This window comes from Bacillus sp. Root131, assembly GCF_001429475.1.
Classification (GTDB): domain Bacteria; phylum Bacillota; class Bacilli; order Bacillales; family Bacillaceae_G; genus Bacillus_A; species Bacillus_A thuringiensis_S.
Genome location: NZ_LMJQ01000042.1, coordinates 65,870 through 85,901, shown reverse-complemented (window position 1 = coordinate 85,901; position 20,032 = coordinate 65,870). Strand labels below are relative to the sequence as shown.

The following is a 20,032-nucleotide window of genomic DNA, read 5'->3' as shown; positions in this document are numbered from 1 at the left end:
ACAAAGAATGTATTTTCCAAGCGAACGAAAATTCGCTTTATGTAAAAGAAACCTCTAACCGCTAATCGGCAGAGGCTTCTCATTTATCCTAAATAATCCAATTTCTTACCACTACGGTATACTTCATCAATTGTAGCACCGCCTAAGCACTCATCTCCATCATAGAACACAACTGCTTGTCCTGGTGTAATTGCACGAATTGGCTCATCACAAAGAATACGAACTGTATTTTCATCAACGATTTGAACCGTTACTTTATTGTCTTCTTGACGATAACGGAATTTCGCAGTGCACTTAAATTCTGTTTCTTTTACTTTGTTACTTACCCATCCTACATTCGTAGCAATAACTTCATCACCATATAGAAGTTCGTTATGGAATCCTTGATCAACATATAAAATGTTTTCTTTCAAGTTTTTCCCAACAGCAAACCACGGATCACCGTTACCACCAATTCCAAGTCCATGACGTTGTCCAATTGTATAGTACATTAAACCGTCATGCTTTCCTTTCACTTCACCAGATAATGTTTGCATTACACCTGGTTGCGCTGGTAAGTAGTTACTTAAGAAATCTTTAAAGTTACGCTCACCAATGAAGCAAATACCTGTACTATCTTTTTTCGCCGCTGTCGCTAAGCCAGCTTCTTTCGCCATTTCACGAATTTGCGGTTTCTTTAATTCACCTAACGGGAACATTGTTTTTGATAATTGCTCTTGGCTTAATTGATTTAAGAAGTATGTTTGATCTTTATTGTCATCAACGCCGCGAAGCATTTTATATTCGCCGTCCATATAAGCAACGCGTGCATAATGGCCTGTTGCTACATAATCAGCACCAAGCGCAATTGCATGCTCTAAAAATGCTTTAAATTTAATTTCTTTATTACACATTACATCTGGATTTGGTGTACGACCAGCTCGGTACTCATCTAAGAAGTACGTAAATACTTTATCCCAGTATTGTTTTTCAAAGTTTACTGCATAATACGGAATACCGATTTGGTTACACACTTCAATTACATCATTGTAATCTTCAGTTGCTGTGCAGACACCATTCTCATCTGTATCATCCCAGTTTTTCATAAAAATTCCGATTACATCATAACCTTGCTCTTTTAATAAAAGTGCTGCTACAGATGAATCGACGCCACCGGACATTCCGATGACAACGCGTGTTTCGTGAGGTAGTTTGTTCATCATGTCACCTCCCATGCTAATTTTGTGTTAATCGCTTCACGATTTTCACTGTTTCGTACGCCGCTTTTTCAATTTGCTCTTTCGTATTTCCAAGCCCAAAACTAAAGCGTACGGATGAACGTATTTGATCGGAGTCTTTTCCAAACATCGCTACTAATACATGTGATGGATCAATCGAACCAGCTGTACAAGCAGAACCACTTGATACTGCAATGCCAGCTAGGTCTAAGTTCACAAGAAACGGTTCAATGTTCATTCCTGTAAAACTTACATTAAGCACATGCGGTAAGCGATGTTCTAAGTTTCCGTTTACCTCGAAAGTAATGCCTTCATTTTTGAAGACAGATACCATTATATCTTTAAACTCTTCATATTGGGCATTTTTTTGCTCACGAGTTTTTTCAGCAATAAGAATTGCATGCTGAAGCCCAGCAATACTAGGCACATTTTCCGTACCAGCACGGCGTTTTCTTTCTTGCTCTCCGCCTATTAATAACGGCTCAAATTTCACATTTGCACCAGCGTATAAGAACCCTACACCTTTTGGTCCGTTAATTTTATGGGCTGAAATGGATAATAAATCAATACCAAACTCTTTCACATCAATTTCTACCAAACCATAAGCTTGTACCGCATCTGTATGGAAATAAGCTTGATGCTCCTTTAGTAGCTTTCCTATTTCTACAATTGGTTGCATTGTCCCTACTTCATTATTCCCAAACATAACAGATACAAGAATCGTCTCTTCGGTTAATGCCTTTTGTATGTCAGAAACTTGAATGCGCCCTGTTTCATCGACAGGTAAATATGTCACTTCAAACCCTTCACGCTCTAACAATTCGCACGTATGCAAAATCGCATGATGTTCAATTTGCGTCGTTATAATGTGATTACCTTTATGACGGTTCGCACGTGCTACACCTATAAGCGCTAAATTATCAGCTTCTGTACCACCGCTCGTAAATATAATTTCATTCGGATTCGCATGAATACTGCGTGCACACACTCGTCTCGCCTCATCTACTGTGTGACGAGTTTGACGTCCATAAAAGTGAATACTAGACGGGTTCCCGAATATTTCTGTCATATATGGAATCATCTTTTCGACCACTTCTGGGTGAGTCGGAGATGTCGCAGCATGATCTAAGTAAATGCGTTCCATTAAATCTCCTTCTTTCCAAATCGTTTCACAAGGAATTAAATGTAAAACATATAGCCCCCGTGATTTTCTTCCTCATAACGTACTAAATCTTCTAACGTTGTACTATCTAACACTTCTTGCACCGCATCACGAACACGCATCCATAACTGGCGCTGTGCTGGCTCTTCTTCTTCTATCATTTCTACAACACTAATCGGTCCCTCTAATACACGGATCACATCCCCAGCTGTAATGTTAGCTGGTTGATCAGATAATACATATCCGCCATATGCACCTCGCGTACTCTTCACTAGACGAGCGTTACGAAGTGGTGAAATTAATTGCTCTAAGTAATGCTCCGATAAGTCATGCGCCTGCGCAATTGATTTTAATGAAATCGGACCTTCACCAAACTTTTTTGCAAGATCGATCATAATTGTTAAGCCATAGCGGCCCTTTGTTGAAATCTTCATCTATTTTGCACCTCTTTTCAAATTTTCACTTCTATTGGTTATATCTTATTTATAAAAAGAACACAATTTAAAATCCTATGAAATTATAGCATAATATAGTATTATAAGAAATTTCAACTTGTGTATCAAAATGATAACATAAAATCACATTGAAAAACTCGGGAATTATTACAATTGAAAGAAAAATGAAAATATTCATCTTCATTTTTCCCATAAAACAGCATACTATTTCAAATTCCGTAGAAAAAAATGATACGATAGAACGAGATTATATGTTAAGGGAGACGGTCTAAATGAAACAACCACTCGCACATCGAATGCGCCCTACAAATATTCAAGAAATTATTGGGCAACAGCATTTAGTTGGTGAAGGAAAGATTTTATGGCGAATGGTCCAAGCAAATCATTTTCAATCTATGATTTTATACGGTCCTCCAGGTACAGGAAAAACATCCATTGCCAGTGCAATTGCAGGAAGTACCGGTACCCCGTTTCGTCTATTAAACGCTGTTACTCACAATAAAAAAGATATGGAAGTTGTCGTACAAGAAGCGAAGATGCATCGACACCTCGTTTTAATTTTAGATGAAGTTCACCGTCTAGATAAAGCAAAGCAAGACTTTCTATTACCTCATTTAGAAAGCGGACTTCTTACTTTAATTGGTGCAACGACAAGTAATCCATTCCATGCAATAAACTCCGCTATTCGAAGCAGATGTCAAATTTTCGAATTACACGCACTAACAGAAGATGATATTTTAATTGGGTTAAAAAGAGCTTTAGAAGATAAAGAAAAAGGCCTTGGAGAATATGCTGTAACGATAACAGATGAAGCACTACATCACTTTACAAACGCCTCTGGTGGTGATATGCGTTCCGCTTATAACGCACTTGAGCTTGCTGTATTATCCAGCTTTACTACAGACGATCAAGCGGCTGAAATCACACTCGAGATTGCAGAAGAATGCTTACAAAAGAAGAGCTTCGTTCACGACAAAGGCGGCGATGCTCATTATGACGTATTATCAGCATTTCAAAAATCAGTGCGCGGAAGTGATGTAAATGCAGCGCTCCATTATTTAGCACGCCTTATTGAAGCAGGTGATTTACAAAGTATTGGCAGACGCCTTCTTATTATGGCTTATGAAGATATTGGACTTGCTAGCCCACAAGCTGGACCGCGTACACTAGCTGCAATTGAATCAGCTGAACGAGTCGGATTCCCAGAAGCACGCATCCCACTTGCAAATGCCGTTATCGAGCTATGCTTATCACCAAAATCAAATTCAGCTTATAAAGCACTCGATGCAGCACTACATGATTTACGTAACGATCAAACAGGTGATATTCCAAGCCATTTAAAAGATAGTCATTACAAAGGCGCAGAATCACTTGGAAGAGGCATTGGATATTTATATCCACACGACCATCCAAACGGCTGGGTAAGGCAACAATACTTACCTGATAAAATAAAAAACAAGCAATATTATAAACCGAAAACGACAGGAAAATTTGAGCAAGCACTTTCTACTGTTTATGAAAGATTACAAACTTCGAATAAAACGAAAAATAAAGGGTAACATAAACGAAAACGTCACCATTATGGAGGCTTCGCTTATGAAAACACGTCAAGATGCATGGACAAAAGAAGATGATCTCCTTTTAGCAGAAACTGTTTTACGACATATTCGCAGCGGAAGTACACAAATAAAAGCATTTGATGAAGTCGGCGATGCGTTGAACCGCACTTCAGCAGCTTGTGGCTTTAGATGGAATGCTGAAGTACGAGCGAATTACGAAGATGCAGTGCAGATTGCAAAAAAACAACGTAAAGAATTAAAACGTTCTGAAGCTAAAATAGAAAAAGATCAGTTCACGAAAACGAAACAACTCGTAATCGATGCTGAGTTTTCAGAAGATATTACGCCAAGTAAACAGGAACTTACAATGCAAAATGTCATCTCATTTTTGCAAAACATGGAACATAATAACCCTTCAATCGCAAAGTTGCAAACTGAAAATGATGTATTACAAAATCAGCTCACTTCCCTACAAAAAACGAATAATGAACTTGAAGCAAAATTAGCGGTACTCACAAAAAAACAACAAGCAATCGAAGAAGATTACGCGATGCTTGTTAGAATTATGGATCGTGCTCGAAAACTTGTTTCAGTCGAAGAGCAAGAAGATCAAATTGCCCCGATTTTCAAAACCGATCAAAACGGGAATTTAGATATTATTTATTCTGCAGAGAATTAAAAACAAGGATGTCACTTAGTTAAAAAAGTGACATCCTTGTTTGTTTTCGGTGAACCATATATATCGGTAATTGAAATTATATCAACGATTTTTCAAATATATCTATCGTAACTTGCAATATATCAACGATTTTTCAAATATATCTATCACAACTTGCAATATATCAACGATTCGACAAAGGATATCGATTTAACGACAAAGATTGACAATAACATTCCTCCCTGTCATACAAAGAAACGCCCAAAATAGATTGGGTAAATATAATCATTACTTACTAGCCTTGCTCACATTTGAACTAGTAGTAATGCAAATATTTTTATTTCTTTAATACATATAAAAAAGCATATATCCAAAATGGATATATGCTTTCACTTTATTCTTGCCCCACACGTTTCACTTCTACGTTTTTAATACGTTCACGTACAACGTGACTTGCCATAATTAAGCCTGCCACAGATGGTACGAATGCATTTGATGAAGGTGGTAATTTCGCTTTACGAATTTTTGCATTTTCGTCTGGTACGATCTCTTTACGTACTTCTTCACGAATTACGATTGGATTCTCGTCAGAGAAGACAACTTTTACACCTTTTTTAATACCCTCTTTACGAAGCTTCGTACGAATTACTTTCGCAATTGGATCTGTATGTGTTTTAGAGATATCCGCAATACGGAAACGAGTTGGGTCCATTTTATTTGCTGCACCCATACATGAGATAATTTTAATTTTACGACGTAAACATTGTTTAATTAAATGGATTTTGAACGTAATTGTATCAGATGCATCCACTACGAAATCTAAACCGTGTTTAAAGAACTCTTCATATGTTTCATCTGTATAAAACATTTCTAGTCCAATTACTTCACATTCCGGATTAATGTCTGCAATACGCTCTTTCATTAATTCTACTTTTGAACGTCCTACAGTAGATACTAAAGCATGAATTTGACGGTTTACGTTTGTAATATCTACAACGTCTTTATCAACTAATACGAGACGTCCTACGCCAGAACGTGCTAACGCTTCTGCCGAAAATGACCCTACGCCACCAATTCCTAAAATACCGACTGTACTATTTTTTAATATTTCAAGTCCTTCTTTACCGAAGGCTAATTCATTACGTGAAAATTGATGTAACATTCAGCTCTACACTCCTATTACAAAAATGGTCTACCATGTATTCTAGCGTTTTTCCGACTATTTGTATAGAAAAAGTTATAGAATTCCTAAAAATACATATTTCGAAAATGAAAACATAGTGTACACCGGACTTTTTAAACTTCCCTTTCAATACATGTTTAAAAAGGAGGATTCAGAGGGATGAGCAGCTCGAGGCGCTTATGCCAAGAGGAGCGCAGTGTAGCTTTAACTACTCGAGCACCGGACTAGCGAAGCAACGACGAGATGCGACCTCCATCTGAACCGGACTTTTTTAAACTTCCTCTCCAATACATGTTTAAAAAGGAGGATTCAGAGGGACGAGCAGCTCGAGGCGCTTATGCCAGGAGGAGCGCAGTGTAGCTTTAACTACTCGAGCACCGGACTGGCGAAGTAACGACGAGATGCGACCTCCATCTGAACCGGACTTTTTTAAACTTCCTCTCAAAAAAAGTCTAGACGGTTATAGTATAACCATCTAGACCCTATTCTTACTTCTCTTCTTTCAAGCTTAATTTTAAGTTCAGTTCTTCAAGCTGTGCTTCTGCAACTGGGCTTGGAGCTTCTGTTAATAAGCAGCTTGCGCTTGCTGTTTTCGGGAATGCAATTGTATCACGAAGGTTCGTACGGCCTGCAAGTAACATAACAAGACGGTCTAAACCTAATGCGATTCCGCCGTGTGGTGGTGTACCGTATTCGAATGCTTCTAATAAGAATCCGAATTGCTCTTGCGCTTCTTCTTGTGAGAATCCAAGTGCTTTGAACATTTTTTCTTGTACGTCACGCTCGTAAATACGAAGTGATCCGCCACCAAGCTCATAACCGTTTAATACAAGGTCATATGCTTGTGCACGTGCTTTTTCTGGTGCTGTTTCTAGTAGCTCAACATCTTCACGGAATGGCATTGTGAATGGGTGGTGAGCTGCGAAGTAACGATCTGCATCTTCATCGTACTCAAGAAGTGGCCAATCAGTTACCCATAGGAAGTTAAATTTACTTTCGTCAATTAACTCAAGCTCTTTACCTAGACGTAAACGAAGTGCGCCTAAGCTATCTGCAACAACGCTCTTCTTATCTGCTACAAATAGTAATAAGTCGCCAGCAGTAGCTTCTAATGTAGTCATTAACACGTTTGCATCTTCTTCACCGAAGAATTTCGCAATCGGTCCTTTTAGGCCGTCTTCTTCAACTTTAAGCCAAGCTAGACCTTTTGCACCGTATACTTTCACAAATTCAGTTAATGCATCGATGTCTTTACGAGAGTATTTACTTGCAGCACCTTTTGCATTAATTGCTTTTACTTGTCCGCCGCTTTCTACAGCACTTGTAAACACTTTAAATCCACAACCTGCTGCAAACTCAGATAAGTCTGTTAGTTCCATTTCAAAGCGTGTATCTGGCTTATCAGAACCGTAGCGAGCCATTGCATCAGCATATTTCATACGAGGGAATGGTGCACTAACTTCTACACCTTTTGCATCCTTCATAACTTTCGTCATCATACGCTCCATCATATCTAAAATTTCATCTTGTGTTAAGAATGAAGCTTCGATATCGATTTGCGTGAATTCTGGTTGACGATCCGCACGTAAATCTTCGTCACGGAAACAACGTGCTACTTGATAGTAACGCTCAAATCCGCCGACCATAAGAAGCTGTTTAAATAACTGTGGTGACTGTGGTAATGCATAGAATTCACCATCATGTACACGACTTGGTACTAAATAGTCACGAGCTCCTTCTGGCGTGCTTTTCGTTAAAATTGGTGTTTCGACTTCTAAAAACTCTTCTGTATCTAAGAAATTACGAATTGTTTTTGTTACGTCGTGACGCATTTTGAATGTGTTGAACATTACAGGACGACGTAAGTCTAAATAACGATATTTTAAACGCACATCTTCTGATGCATCTGTATCATCAGCAATGATAATTGGCGTTGTTTTCGCTGCATTTAGTACATTTACTTTTGTTGCTTGTACTTCAATACGACCAGTTGCCATATTGTCATTAATTGCGCCTTCACCACGTTCAACAACTGTACCTTCTACGTGTAATACGTATTCACTACGAATTGTTTCTGCTACTTCTAACGCTTCTTTTGATGTTTCTGGGTTAAATACAACTTGTACGATACCTGTGCGGTCACGTAAATCGATAAAGATTAATCCACCTAAGTCACGGCGTTTTTGTACCCAACCTTTTAATTGAACTGTTTGTCCAACAGCTTCTACTGTTACTTTTCCACATGCATGTGTTCTTTCAGCCACTGTAAGTTCCCCCTATATTAATTTCTCTGCTACGTATGAAGCAAATACATCTAACGCTACTTCTTCTTGTTCACCTGTTGCCATATCTTTTAAGTTAATGATACCTTTATCCAGCTCATCTTCTCCTAATACAGCTACAAATTTCGCCTTTAGACGATCTGCTGATTTAAATTGTGCTTTCATTTTGCGATCTAAATAATCTTTTTCAACTGACAATCCAGCTTTACGAAGATTGAACGCAACTTTTGCAGCATGGTCTTTCGCTTTTTCACCGAGCGCTACAACGTAACAATCAATGCTATGTTCAAGTGGTAATTCAATATTTTCAGCTTTTAGCGCCATAATTAAACGTTCAATACTCATTGCAAAACCGATACCTGGCATTTCTGGTCCACCGATTTCTTGTACAAGTCCGTTATAACGGCCACCACCGCTTAATGTAGTGATCGCACCGAAACCTTCTGCCTCACTCATAATTTCAAAAACAGTGTGTTGATAGTAGTCTAAACCACGTACTAAGTTCGGATCTTTTTCAAATGGAACATCCATCATCGTTAATAGTTCTTGAACTTTGTCGTAGTATACTGCTGAATCTTCGTTTAAGTATTCTGTAATAGATGGTGCTGTTCCCATTAATTCATGGTTACGGTCTTTCTTACAGTCTAAAATTCGAAGTGGGTTCTTTTCTAAGCGAGATTGACAGTCAGAGCAGAATTCGCCGATACGTGGCTCAAAGTGTGCGATTAATGCATCACGGTGTGCTTGACGGCTCGCTGCATCACCTAAACTGTTTAATACAACTTTAATATTTTTTAAGCCCATGCCGCGGTAAAATTCAACAGCAAGTGCAATTACTTCTGCATCAATTGCAGGATCATTACTGCCGATTGCTTCGATACCGAATTGTACGAATTGACGATAGCGACCTGCTTGTGGTCTTTCATAACGGAACATTTGACCGATATAGTATAATTTCGTTGGTTGTGTTGCATCACCAAACATTTTATTTTCAACGTAAGAACGTACAACAGGTGCAGTACCTTCTGGACGTAATGTTAAGCTGCGCTCTCCACGATCTTGGAATGAGTACATTTCTTTTTGTACGATATCTGTCGTATCACCAACACCACGTAAAAATAGCTCCGTGTGCTCAAAAATTGGTGTACGAATTTCTTTATAATTGTAACGACGGCAAATTTCGCGTGCTTGCCCTTCGATATACTGCCATAACTCAACAGTGCCTGGAAGAATATCTTGCGTTCCGCGTGGGATTTGAATAGACATATTCAGTTCCTCCTCAAATTGTTTTAATCTTAATAAAAATAAAAAAACTCCCGCCTCTACTGTTTAAACAGTAGGGACGAGAGTATTATACCCGTGGTGCCACCCTAATTGAAGCACGTATGCTTCCACTTTTTTAATAACGCTTAAATATGCGTTCATCCCTACTAAGCATATATGCCGTTCAAGTTGAAACCTCTAGAGTGTCATTCAATCAGTCATCATGCAGAAATGTTTTCAGCCTAAGACATTCCTTCTCTTTCCATGTGTGTCTCATTTACTCTTCTCTATCAACGGTTATATTCATATGTAAATATAAAATTACTATACGTTTGTTAAGTAGGATTGTCAAGTGCTCTAAGAACGTTCAATCTGCTTCTTTAGACGCTTTACATCTTGAAGAGAAATCCCAAACTCGGAAGCAAGCTCCATTGAAGTATTGTTTTGCTCTTTTGAAATAAAATCATGAAAATTCACGTTAAATAGTTGATTTGCACCATTTGTAACAGAATGCCCTTTTTCATTCATGCGCATACGTATATCCCTCACATTCAATATGGATGTTTTACTTTTTATTGTTCCATATTGATGAGAGAGTTATACATAACCGAAACTGCTATTGATTCCAAATAAACATTAGTATTCGATTTATAACAATAACAATAGCCAGTCCACTTGCTAGCATATGATGCTTCAAATGATATAATGCTGCAACACCTACTCCAAATACGATAATTTCTAATAATACATGTAATATACCTTTTACTTCCCATTCTGCATGTGGAGCTCCAAATAACCCCCAAATGGCAGTAACAACAATCGGAATAATAATAGCAAGTGTAATTTTTATAGCTGTTGTTGTTCCTACTCGAAACCCCCAGTATCCAACAATCCCAAGAATACATAACTCTAGCATAAAACGTAAAGCTATATTAAATTCTTGAAGCATACTACACCTTCTTTTCCTTTTATTCCCCTTCAAATTAATCGTATGATAAATGAACAAAACATACAACAATGTATAAAAAAGAGAGGATTATATAACCCTCTCTTTTTTATCAACACTATTTACTTTCTACAATTAAGGTCACCGGACCATCATTGATTAAAGAAACGTCCATCATTGCTCCGAATTTCCCTGTTTCTACATGCAATCCTTGTTTGCGAACTTCTTCATTAAAGAAATCGTATAAACGCTCTGCATAGTCAGGTTTCGCAGCATCCATAAAGTTTGGACGTCTCCCCTTGCGACAATCTCCGTATAATGTGAATTGCGAAATAGATAGAACTTGTCCTTCTACATCAAGTACAGAATGATTCATCTTTCCGCTCTCATCTTCAAAAATACGTAAGTTTGAAATTTTTTCCGCAATGTAAGTTGCATCTTTTTCTGTATCTTCGTGCGTAATGCCAACTAGTAATGTTAAACCGAACGGAATTTGTCCTACGATCTCACCGTCTACCGTGACAGACGCTTTCTTTGATCGTTGTAAAACAACTCTCATCTTTCTACACTCCCTATTAATGCATCATGCGTCGTACTGCATAAATTTCCGGAACACGTTTAATGCGTTCTACTACTTTTTTCAAATGTTGTAAGTTACGAATTGAGATTGACATATTAATTGTCGCCATCTTATTACGGTCACTTCTACCAGAAACAGCTGAAATGTACGTTTTCGTCTCTGTAACAGCTTGCAGTACTTCATTTAATAAACCACGGCGATCGTAACCTGAAATTTCAATATCAACGTTATACTCAATTTCTTTTTCAGGGCTACCTTCCCACTCTACTTCTAATAATCTTTCTACAGCTTCTTCTGTATGAACATTTACACAATCACGGCGGTGAATCGATACGCCTCGGCCTTTTGTAATATATCCAACGATATCATCGCCCGGAACTGGGTTACAGCATTTCGATAAACGGATTAATAAATTATCAGCACCGCTTACTTTTACACCAGAATCCCATTTTCGAATTTTCATCGGTTTACGAACTTCTTTAACTTCAACAATCTCTTCTTCTTCGCGTTGTTTGCGGAACTTGTCCGTTAGTCGCGTAACAATTTGCGAAGCTGTAATTCCGCTATATCCAACTGCTGCAAACATATCTTCTTCATTTGCAAAGTTAAATTTCTCAGCGACGCGTTTTAAGTTATCAGGCGCTAATACTTCTTTCATCTCATACTCTAGACCACGTACTTCCTTTTCAACAAGTTCACGGCCTTTTTCAATATTTTCGTCTCTACGTTGTTTCTTAAAGAATTGACGAATTTTATTTTTTGCATGAGATGTTTGAGCAAGTTTTACCCAATCTTGACTTGGGCCATAGGAATGTTTCGACGTTAAAATTTCAATGATGTCGCCTGTTTTTAATTTATAATCCAGCGTCACCATTTTACCGTTTACTTTTGCACCAATTGTTTTATTCCCAATTTCCGAATGGACACGATACGCGAAATCAATCGGAACCGATCCAAGTGGTAATTCCATTACATCGCCTTTCGGTGTAAAGACGAATACCATGTCAGAGAATAAATCAATTTTTAATGACTCCATAAATTCTTCTGCATTAGAAGCTTCATTTTGCCATTCTAATATTTGACGGAACCATGTGAGTTTCTTCTCTAATGTACCTGTTGTTTCTGCTGTTTTTCCTTCTTTATACGCCCAGTGTGCCGCGATCCCGAATTCTGCAATTTCGTGCATTTCTTTCGTACGAATTTGCACTTCAAGTGGGTCACCTTTCGGTCCAATTACGGTCGTATGAAGAGATTGATATAGATTTGCTTTTGGCATTGCAATATAATCTTTAAAACGACCTGGCATCGGCTTCCAGCACGTATGAATAATTCCAAGCACCGCATAACAATCTTTAATACTATTTACAACAACACGTACAGCTAATAAATCGTAAATTTCATTGAACTGCTTATTTTGCAGTGCCATTTTACGATAAATACTGTAAATATGTTTCGGTCTTCCAGAAATCTCAGGTTGAATTGCAACTTCTTTTAATTTCTCACGAATACCAGTCATTACTTCGTCTAAATATTCTTCACGTTCTGCACGTTTACGCTTCATTAAATTTACAATACGATAATATTGCTGTGGATTTAAATAGCGAAGTGACGTATCCTCTAGCTCCCATTTAATAGTACTAATTCCGAGTCTATGTGCTAAAGGTGCAAAGATTTCTAACGTTTCATTCGCTATGCGACGCTGCTTCTCTTGAGGCAAATGTTTCAATGTACGCATGTTATGAAGACGATCAGCTAGTTTAATTAAAATAACTCTAATATCTTGAGCCATTGCAATAAACATTTTGCGATGGTTTTCTGCTTGTTGTTGTTCGTGAGATTTATATTTGATTTTCCCAAGCTTTGTAACACCATCAACAAGCATAGCAATTTCTTTGTTAAATTCCCGTTCAATATCTTCTAACGTAATCTCTGTATCTTCCACTACATCATGTAAGAAACCTGCTGATACCGTAGCTGGATCCATGTGTAAATCAACTAAAATACCTGCAACTTGAATCGGATGAATAATATACGGTTCACCCGATTTTCTATATTGTTCGCTATGCGCATCACGTGCATATTCATAGGCACGTGCCACTAGCTCAATATCTTCATCCGCTAAATATTGACTTGCTTTCTCGAGTACCTGTTCAGCTGTTAGTACCTGCTCATTTGCCATCGAATCACCTTTTATTGAAAATTGACTTTATCTTTATTTAATAGAATAAATTATATTCTATCATTATAACCCAATGATTGTGAATTGTGAAAAGGAAAAGATTTTACTGACATTTCACCATGATTTTTTGTTCAATTATACAAAAGTACCCGCTCCTCTCCAAGAGATTCACGGGTACTTTTTATCACCGTAGTTTTACCTATATAGTGATTAGTATTTTTCTAATACTAATACATCGTAACCATCTAACATTTTACGACCATCTAAGTAAGTAAGCTCTACTAAGAATGCAATTCCTGCTACAACTCCGCCTAGCTCTTCAACTAACTTAATTGTCGCTTCGATTGTTCCACCTGTAGCTAATAGATCATCTGTAATTAATACGCGTTGACCTGGCTTAATTGCATCTTTATGGATTGTTAAAACATCTTTACCATATTCTTTACCGTAGTCAACTGTAATTACTTCACGTGGTAATTTCCCTAATTTACGAACTGGTGCAAATCCTACTTCTAACGCATAAGAAACTGGGCAACCGATAATGAAACCACGAGCTTCTGGTCCTACTACAACATCGATATCTCTTTCTTTTGCGTACTCAACGATTGCATCTGTTGCTGCTTTGTATGCTTTACCGTCATTCATTAAAGGTGTAATGTCTTTGAACACAATACCTTCTTTCGGATAATCCGGTACAATTGCGATATGTTGCTTGAAATCCATATTTCTGAATCCTCCTCAGATCTAAAAGGTTTGTAAATACAAATCCTTTACCCTAACTGTTCTACTTCTTTATGATTACGAATCGTTTCAAACCATGTATATAGTTGCTGATATGTGCTATAAACCAATTCTTTTTCTAATTGTAAGTGGTTCATTTTCTCACGATATGTGTTCGATTCAATTAAATCACGCTTTTGTTTTTTGTCTGCCATAAAAATGACGCCATCTTTTATTGTAACAAATTCTAACTCAAAAAACACCTGTGTCATGAAATTTACTGTATCTTTTGACCAACCTTTATGACGACATAGTTGTTCTCCATATTGTCTTAAAGAAAATGGTGTTTTTTGGCTTAAGAAAGAATAGTACCATTTAAAGTGTTCTCTCGTAGGAACTGTACTAAATAGATGGTTATTTTCTTGATAAAACAGCGTATAAATTCGCGCTGGGAATCCTACTTTAAATAACTCACGTAATTCATCTGTTCCGTTTGGCAAATCGAGTAACACGATGTATTGATCATCTAAATGCGTTACTTCTGACGCATGCATAAGCTTTTCTTTATAGTCCTCTAAAGAAAATTTATTCAATACCTCTTCAGAAAAATACACCATTGTTATTTTTTCTTTCGGAAGTTCTGCTAAATTTGCTTCTGCATTACGCATACTACGCCAATCAAATAGTTGCCACGCCTCTACAGCAATATCTTGTACCATTAATTGCGGCTTCTTAAAATTATTCCATTCATTGATAGATGCTTCTCCTATTACAGATACTTTTGCAACTGGAGAGATTTCTTTCGCATATGCACCGAAACCGAATCCAATTGTATCCAGTGTTGCTTGTCCATCACGAAGAGCCATTTTTAAATGAGAGCCATCTGATCCGATTGCGCGAATACTTTCTAACTCTGCATCTTTCACTGCAATACGTGGTTTCGGATTTCCAACACCAAATGGTGCTAACTTCTGCATATCTTCAATTGCCGCTAGCGTTACATCCTCCACTTTACAAAAAACATCAACTGCTGTAATTGGAATAAAATCTTCTTCTGTTAAAATTGCATCTGCCTGTTCATTTAAGCGACGGCGTAATTCATCTACATCATTCATATGTAGCGTCATCCCAGCTGCCATCGGATGCCCTCCGAAGTGTGGCAATAACTCTCTACAATCTGATAAATTTGCAAACAAATCAAATCCTGCAATACTACGCGCTGAGCCTTTTGCTGTTTCTTTTATAGGATCAATGCATAATACAATAGTCGGACGATAAAAACGTTCAACTAATTTAGAAGCGACAATCCCAATTACACCTGGATTCCAACCTTCTTTTGCAAGTACTAATACTTTGTTTTCTTCTGGCGGAAAGTTATTTTCAACTTCAGCGATAGCCTCTTCGGTAATTTGCTTTACAATATCTTTTCGCAGTTTGTTCAGCTCATCAATTTCTTCGGCCAACTCTTTCGCTTCCTCAGGATCATCTGATAATAAAAGGTGTACAGCCGGCGTTGCATCTTCTAAACGCCCGACCGCATTAATACGCGGTGCAATTGAGAAGCCAATACTCTCTTCTGTAATTTCACTTTGCGAAACGTTAGCAACTTTAAACAATGCCTTCAAACCAATATTTTTCGTCATACGCATATGTTTTAAACCGCGTTTCACTAGCAACCTATTTTCACCATGAAGTGAAACTAAATCGGCTACTGTACCGATTACTGCAATCTCTAATAAATGTTCTGGTACACGGCCTAATAGTGCATGCGCAACTTTAAACGCAACACCTACACCAGCTAAATAGTGAAACGGATATAGGCCACCTTCTAATTTCGGATGTATAATCGCAAGTGCTTCTGGCAATTCTGGCGGTGGCTCATGGTGATCTGTAATAATTAGATCTATTCCAAGCTCCTTTGCTACATTCGCTTCATGTACTGCTGCGATGCCAGTGTCAACAGTAATAATCAGTGAGAACCCTGCGCTATGCGCCCAACGAAACGCTTCTTCGTTCGGTCCATACCCTTCTGTAAAACGATTTGGAATGTAAAATTCTACTTCTGCACCTAATTCTTGAAGAGCAAGATATAAAACCGTCGTACTACTTACTCCGTCCGCATCGTAATCACCAAATATTAATATTTGCTCTCCATTTTGAATCGCCTTATTTACACGTTCTACCGTTCTATCCATTCCTTCTAATAAAAATGGATCATGAAATTCTTGATTTTCTGTATTTAAAAAATCTAAAATCTTATCTTCTGTATCTAGTCCTCTACCGAGGAATAATGAAACGACAAGTGGCGATAACTGTAATTTACTTGCTAATTCACTCACTCGCTCGTCATTATATTCTTTTTCTTTCCAACGCGTCTTCGGTTGTAACACGAAATCACCCCTTAACCTGTTTATTATACAAGACAGATTAAGGGGTGACAATATAATGCAAACTACGATGCAATATCTATATACAAAAATGTTAATGATGTTTAATTTGGAGAATACGGATTTATATGTACGAATACATTTTGTACATTCTCTTGTTTCATAAGTATTTCTTTCACATGTTTTCCAATGCGGTGTCCTTCTTCTACAGTAATGTATGGATCTACAGACACTTTAATATCGACAATAACATAATGACCATGCTCCCGTGCATATAAAGAACCAATTTTTTTCACACCATCTACTTGAAGAACTGCTTCTCTAAGCGGAATAACATCCTCCTCATGAAGAACATGGTCAAGCGTTGCATGAATTGCTTCCGCTCCAATGCTCCATGCCATTTTTACAACAAGAAGTGAAACAGCTAATCCTGCAATCGGATCAGCGTATACAAGCCAGTCTATACCAAGCTTACCACCGATTATAGCTGCACAAATACCGATTAAAGCTGCAATTGAAGAAAATACATCCGAACGGTGCTCATATGCATTTGCAATAATTGCATCACTATTTACCCTCTTCCCTAATCGGAATTTATATTGGAACATTCCTTCTTTCACGATAATCGAAAGAACAACAGCAAAAATCGTAATTCCTTTCGGTGGTTCTAGTTCCTGCGAAAAAGCTTTTATAGACGAAATCGCTATCTCGAGTCCCACAATAAATAATAATACCGCAACAATAATCGCTGAAATCGATTCCGCTTTACCATGACCATACGGATGATCTTCATCAGGTGGCTGCTTTGCCGCTCGCAATCCAAAAAGTACAGCTAGCGAACCAATTACATCTGATGCAGAATGCACCGCATCTGCTAACAGTGCTTTACTGTTCCCAATATAACCAATTACCGCCTTTACAATTGCTAATATAATATTACCAACGATCCCGACAATAGCACCAAACTCGGCCTGTTTAAAACGTTCATCTTTTTCCATAATTAAAATCCCTTCTTTTCTTAACCTATCTTTTTATTTTAACAAAAACAGCGATAACACCACCACTTTCTTCCATCTTCTTCCCATCAAAAAGTTGCTATCTTATTGTATCCACAAACGAAAAAAGAGATGCCTCATAAAGAGACATCATCTTTTCTATACTTGCGGTTCAGATTCTACTTTCTCAACCTTCTTCTTGTTTTTACCTCTTTTCAAACGACGGTTTTCAAGCATTAACCAAATTTGAGAGGCAACGAAAACAGAAGAGTACGTACCTACAATTAATCCAACAAGCAACGCAAACGAGAAGTTACGTAGTGACTCACTACCGAAGATAAGCAGTGCAATTACTGGGAGTAACACTGTTAATACGGTGTTAATCGAACGACCAAGCGTTTGGCGAATACTTGCATTTACGATTTCTTCTAGGTCTTTTATATCGCGCACTCGTTTTTTCTGTTTGTATAATTCACGGTTTCTATCAAATGTAACAATCGAGTCATTAATAGAATAACCGATGATTGTTAGTACTGCAGCGATAAACGTTAAGTCTACCTCCAATTGGAAAATACTAAACATAACAACCATAACGAATGCGTCATGTAGTAACGCAAGCACTGCAGATAACGCATACGTAAATCGGAATCGAATACTTACGTATAAAATGATAACTGCAGAAGCAATTAGTACAGCGATAAATGCATTTCGTGCAATCTCTTTACCGATTGTCGGTGAAACTGTACTTATGTTTGGATCCGTACCATATTTATCATGGAAGAATGTTTTTGTTTTCGCAATTTCATCTTTTGATAAAACACCTAATGTACGAACTGCGAAACCTTTATTGTCATCCCCAGTCGGTACAATATTTTCTTCCTTCACATCAATGTTCAACTCTTTAAAATCTTTATGAACATCAGCCACAGTAACTGCTTGTTTTGATTGCAAGTCCATACGTGTACCACTTGCAAAGTCAATACCAAGATTCAACTTGAAAATTGGCAGGATAATTGCACCTGCAATTACAACTACAATTGAGAAGATAAGGAATTTATGACCGATATTTACGAAGTTAATACGATCAAATTTCGTTGGTGGATGTACTACACCTTTTGTTAAAGGAATAATATCCTTTTGTTTCACACCAAAATATCCTGGTTTTTTATCAAAGTAACGGCTCTTTACAAGTAAACCTAGTAAGAAACGAGTACCGAATACGTTCGTAATGAAACCGACTAAAATACTTACAATTAAACTTGTTGCAAACCCTTGGACTGAGCTTGTACCATATACAAATAACACACCTGCAGCTGCAAGAGTCGTAACGTTCGCATCTAGAATTGTTGCTAATGAACGATGGTTACCAGCTCGGAATGCTGACATCATGGACTTACCAATTTTCAGCTCTTCTTTCAATCTCTCGTAAGTAATAATATTCGCATCAACTGCGATACCTACCCCGAGCACTAACGCCGCAATACCTGGCAACGTAAGAACTGCATGCATCCAGTTAAAGACAAGTAATGTAACGAAAATGTATAGACCTAACATAATTACAGCTACAAGCCCTGGTAAACGGTAATACACAAGCATAAATAAGAAAATAAGAGCGATACCAATCGCACTAGCGAAAATTGTTTGATCTAATGCTTGTTGACCAAATTTCGCTCCAACAGATGTTGAATACATTTCTTTTAAATCAACAGGAAGTGCACCTGCATTTAATAAAGATGAAAGTTGTTTCGCACTTTCAACTGTGAAGTTTCCACCTACGATAGATACTTCAGCTTGGTTAAATACTTGGCTTACTGTTGCTGCTGATAAGAACTTCGGATTCGGTTTTGCAGATTCTGCTTTATATGAATCTTTTCCTTCTTCAAAGTCCAGCCAAATCACCATTAAATTCGTTGGTGGTGGCATTTTTGAAATTTTTTCAGTTACTTCACGGAATTTTTCAGCGCTTTTTAGTGTAAGACCTACGCTCGCACGGCCTTGCTCATCAAATGTTTGCTTCGCTCCGCCGCCTTTTAAATCCGTTCCATCCATAAGAAGGTTATCATCCACATCACGGAATGTTAATTTCGCTTGTGTTGATAACATTTCACGTGCTTTTTGCTGATCTTGTACACCAGCAAGCTGTACACGAATTCGATCTTGCCCTTCGATTTGAATGTTCGGCTCACTTACACCGAGAACATTGACACGATTTTCAAGAGCACCTACTGTACTTACAAGTACGTCTCGATCGATTTTATCACCTTTTTTGGCTGGTTTTACTTCATACAGAATTTCAAAACCACCGCGAAGGTCTAGTCCTAGACTAATTCCTTTTGCTATGTCTTTTCCCGCCGCACCAATTACTCCACCGATTAATAAGACGATGAGGAAAAAGGCGGCAATTCTCGTACCACGCTTTGCCATATGTACCCTCTTTCTGCTACTA

At 37.8% G+C, this 20,032-nt stretch carries 16 protein-coding genes and 1 other annotated feature; of the genes, 2 read left to right on the top strand and 14 right to left on the bottom strand.

Going from position 1 to position 20,032, the window contains the following annotated elements; genetic code table 11:
* Nucleotides 1–83: 83 nt before the first annotated feature.
* Genes mnmA through ASE54_RS29915 form a run of 3 tightly spaced genes read right to left on the bottom strand, consistent with a single transcriptional unit; the run spans nucleotide 84 to nucleotide 2,813 of the window.
* Complete coding sequence (gene mnmA / locus ASE54_RS29925; protein ID WP_001038011.1) at nucleotides 84–1,199, bottom strand: tRNA 2-thiouridine(34) synthase MnmA; 1,116 nt, start codon at nucleotides 1,197–1,199, stop codon at nucleotides 84–86.
* 16 nt (nucleotides 1,200–1,215) lie between these two features.
* Nucleotides 1,216–2,361: a cysteine desulfurase family protein gene (locus ASE54_RS29920; RefSeq protein ID WP_000439891.1), complete on the bottom strand. Its 1,146-nt coding sequence runs from the start codon at nucleotides 2,359–2,361 to the stop codon at nucleotides 1,216–1,218.
* A 35-nt stretch (nucleotides 2,362–2,396) separates the two neighbouring features.
* A complete protein-coding gene (locus ASE54_RS29915) occupies nucleotides 2,397–2,813 on the bottom strand; it encodes an Rrf2 family transcriptional regulator (protein ID WP_000704116.1) in 417 nt (138 codons plus the stop codon).
* A gap of 293 nt (nucleotides 2,814–3,106) precedes the next feature.
* On the opposite strand from ASE54_RS29915, the gene ASE54_RS29910 reads away from it, so the two are divergent.
* Complete coding sequence (locus ASE54_RS29910; RefSeq protein ID WP_000812913.1) at nucleotides 3,107–4,393, top strand: replication-associated recombination protein A; 1,287 nt, start codon at nucleotides 3,107–3,109, stop codon at nucleotides 4,391–4,393.
* A gap of 37 nt (nucleotides 4,394–4,430) precedes the next feature.
* On the top strand, nucleotides 4,431–5,072 hold the full coding sequence (locus ASE54_RS29905) for an RsfA family transcriptional regulator (protein ID WP_000857697.1): 642 nt from the start codon (nucleotides 4,431–4,433) through the stop codon (nucleotides 5,070–5,072).
* A gap of 373 nt (nucleotides 5,073–5,445) precedes the next feature.
* Here the strand turns inward: ASE54_RS29905 and ASE54_RS29900 are convergent, their stop codons facing one another.
* From ASE54_RS29900 to secDF, 11 genes are all read right to left on the bottom strand, one after another.
* Nucleotides 5,446–6,213, bottom strand: a complete 768-nt coding sequence (locus tag ASE54_RS29900) for a tRNA threonylcarbamoyladenosine dehydratase (protein ID WP_000903182.1) — start codon at nucleotides 6,211–6,213, stop codon at nucleotides 5,446–5,448.
* A 509-nt stretch (nucleotides 6,214–6,722) separates the two neighbouring features.
* The gene (gene aspS / locus ASE54_RS29895) at nucleotides 6,723–8,498 is read right to left on the bottom strand and encodes an aspartate--tRNA ligase (RefSeq protein ID WP_000840901.1); all 1,776 of its coding nucleotides are present in this window, start codon (nucleotides 8,496–8,498) and stop codon (nucleotides 6,723–6,725) included.
* 12 nt (nucleotides 8,499–8,510) lie between these two features.
* Nucleotides 8,511–9,782 carry a histidine--tRNA ligase gene (gene hisS / locus ASE54_RS29890; protein ID WP_000027086.1) on the bottom strand — a complete coding sequence of 424 codons (1,272 nt, stop codon included), beginning with the start codon at nucleotides 9,780–9,782 and terminating at the stop codon, nucleotides 8,511–8,513.
* A gap of 69 nt (nucleotides 9,783–9,851) precedes the next feature.
* Nucleotides 9,852–10,082 (bottom strand) — a binding site (T-box leader).
* Nucleotides 10,083–10,136: 54 nt separating this feature from the next.
* The gene (locus ASE54_RS36610; protein WP_001242605.1) at nucleotides 10,137–10,313 is read right to left on the bottom strand and encodes a hypothetical protein; all 177 of its coding nucleotides are present in this window, start codon (nucleotides 10,311–10,313) and stop codon (nucleotides 10,137–10,139) included.
* Between the two features lie 82 nt (nucleotides 10,314–10,395).
* Nucleotides 10,396–10,728, bottom strand: a complete 333-nt coding sequence (locus ASE54_RS29880; RefSeq protein ID WP_000938751.1) for a YrdB family protein — start codon at nucleotides 10,726–10,728, stop codon at nucleotides 10,396–10,398.
* A 115-nt stretch (nucleotides 10,729–10,843) separates the two neighbouring features.
* Nucleotides 10,844–11,284, bottom strand: coding sequence for a D-tyrosyl-tRNA(Tyr) deacylase (locus ASE54_RS29875; protein ID WP_001266969.1), 441 nt, complete (start codon nucleotides 11,282–11,284; stop codon nucleotides 10,844–10,846).
* A 16-nt stretch (nucleotides 11,285–11,300) separates the two neighbouring features.
* Nucleotides 11,301–13,484 (bottom strand): GTP diphosphokinase, encoded by a 2,184-nt coding sequence (gene relA, locus ASE54_RS29870; protein WP_001262795.1) that lies wholly within the window; start codon nucleotides 13,482–13,484, stop codon nucleotides 11,301–11,303.
* Between the two features lie 210 nt (nucleotides 13,485–13,694).
* Nucleotides 13,695–14,207 carry an adenine phosphoribosyltransferase gene (locus ASE54_RS29865; RefSeq protein ID WP_000346215.1) on the bottom strand — a complete coding sequence of 171 codons (513 nt, stop codon included), beginning with the start codon at nucleotides 14,205–14,207 and terminating at the stop codon, nucleotides 13,695–13,697.
* Nucleotides 14,208–14,254: 47 nt separating this feature from the next.
* Nucleotides 14,255–16,594: a single-stranded-DNA-specific exonuclease RecJ gene (gene recJ / locus ASE54_RS29860; RefSeq protein WP_000941232.1), complete on the bottom strand. Its 2,340-nt coding sequence runs from the start codon at nucleotides 16,592–16,594 to the stop codon at nucleotides 14,255–14,257.
* A gap of 101 nt (nucleotides 16,595–16,695) precedes the next feature.
* Nucleotides 16,696–17,589 (bottom strand): cation diffusion facilitator family transporter, encoded by an 894-nt coding sequence (locus ASE54_RS29855; RefSeq protein ID WP_000409738.1) that lies wholly within the window; start codon nucleotides 17,587–17,589, stop codon nucleotides 16,696–16,698.
* A gap of 156 nt (nucleotides 17,590–17,745) precedes the next feature.
* The gene (gene secDF, locus ASE54_RS29850; protein WP_001119077.1) at nucleotides 17,746–20,010 is read right to left on the bottom strand and encodes a protein translocase subunit SecDF; all 2,265 of its coding nucleotides are present in this window, start codon (nucleotides 20,008–20,010) and stop codon (nucleotides 17,746–17,748) included.
* Nucleotides 20,011–20,032: the final 22 nt, after the last annotated feature.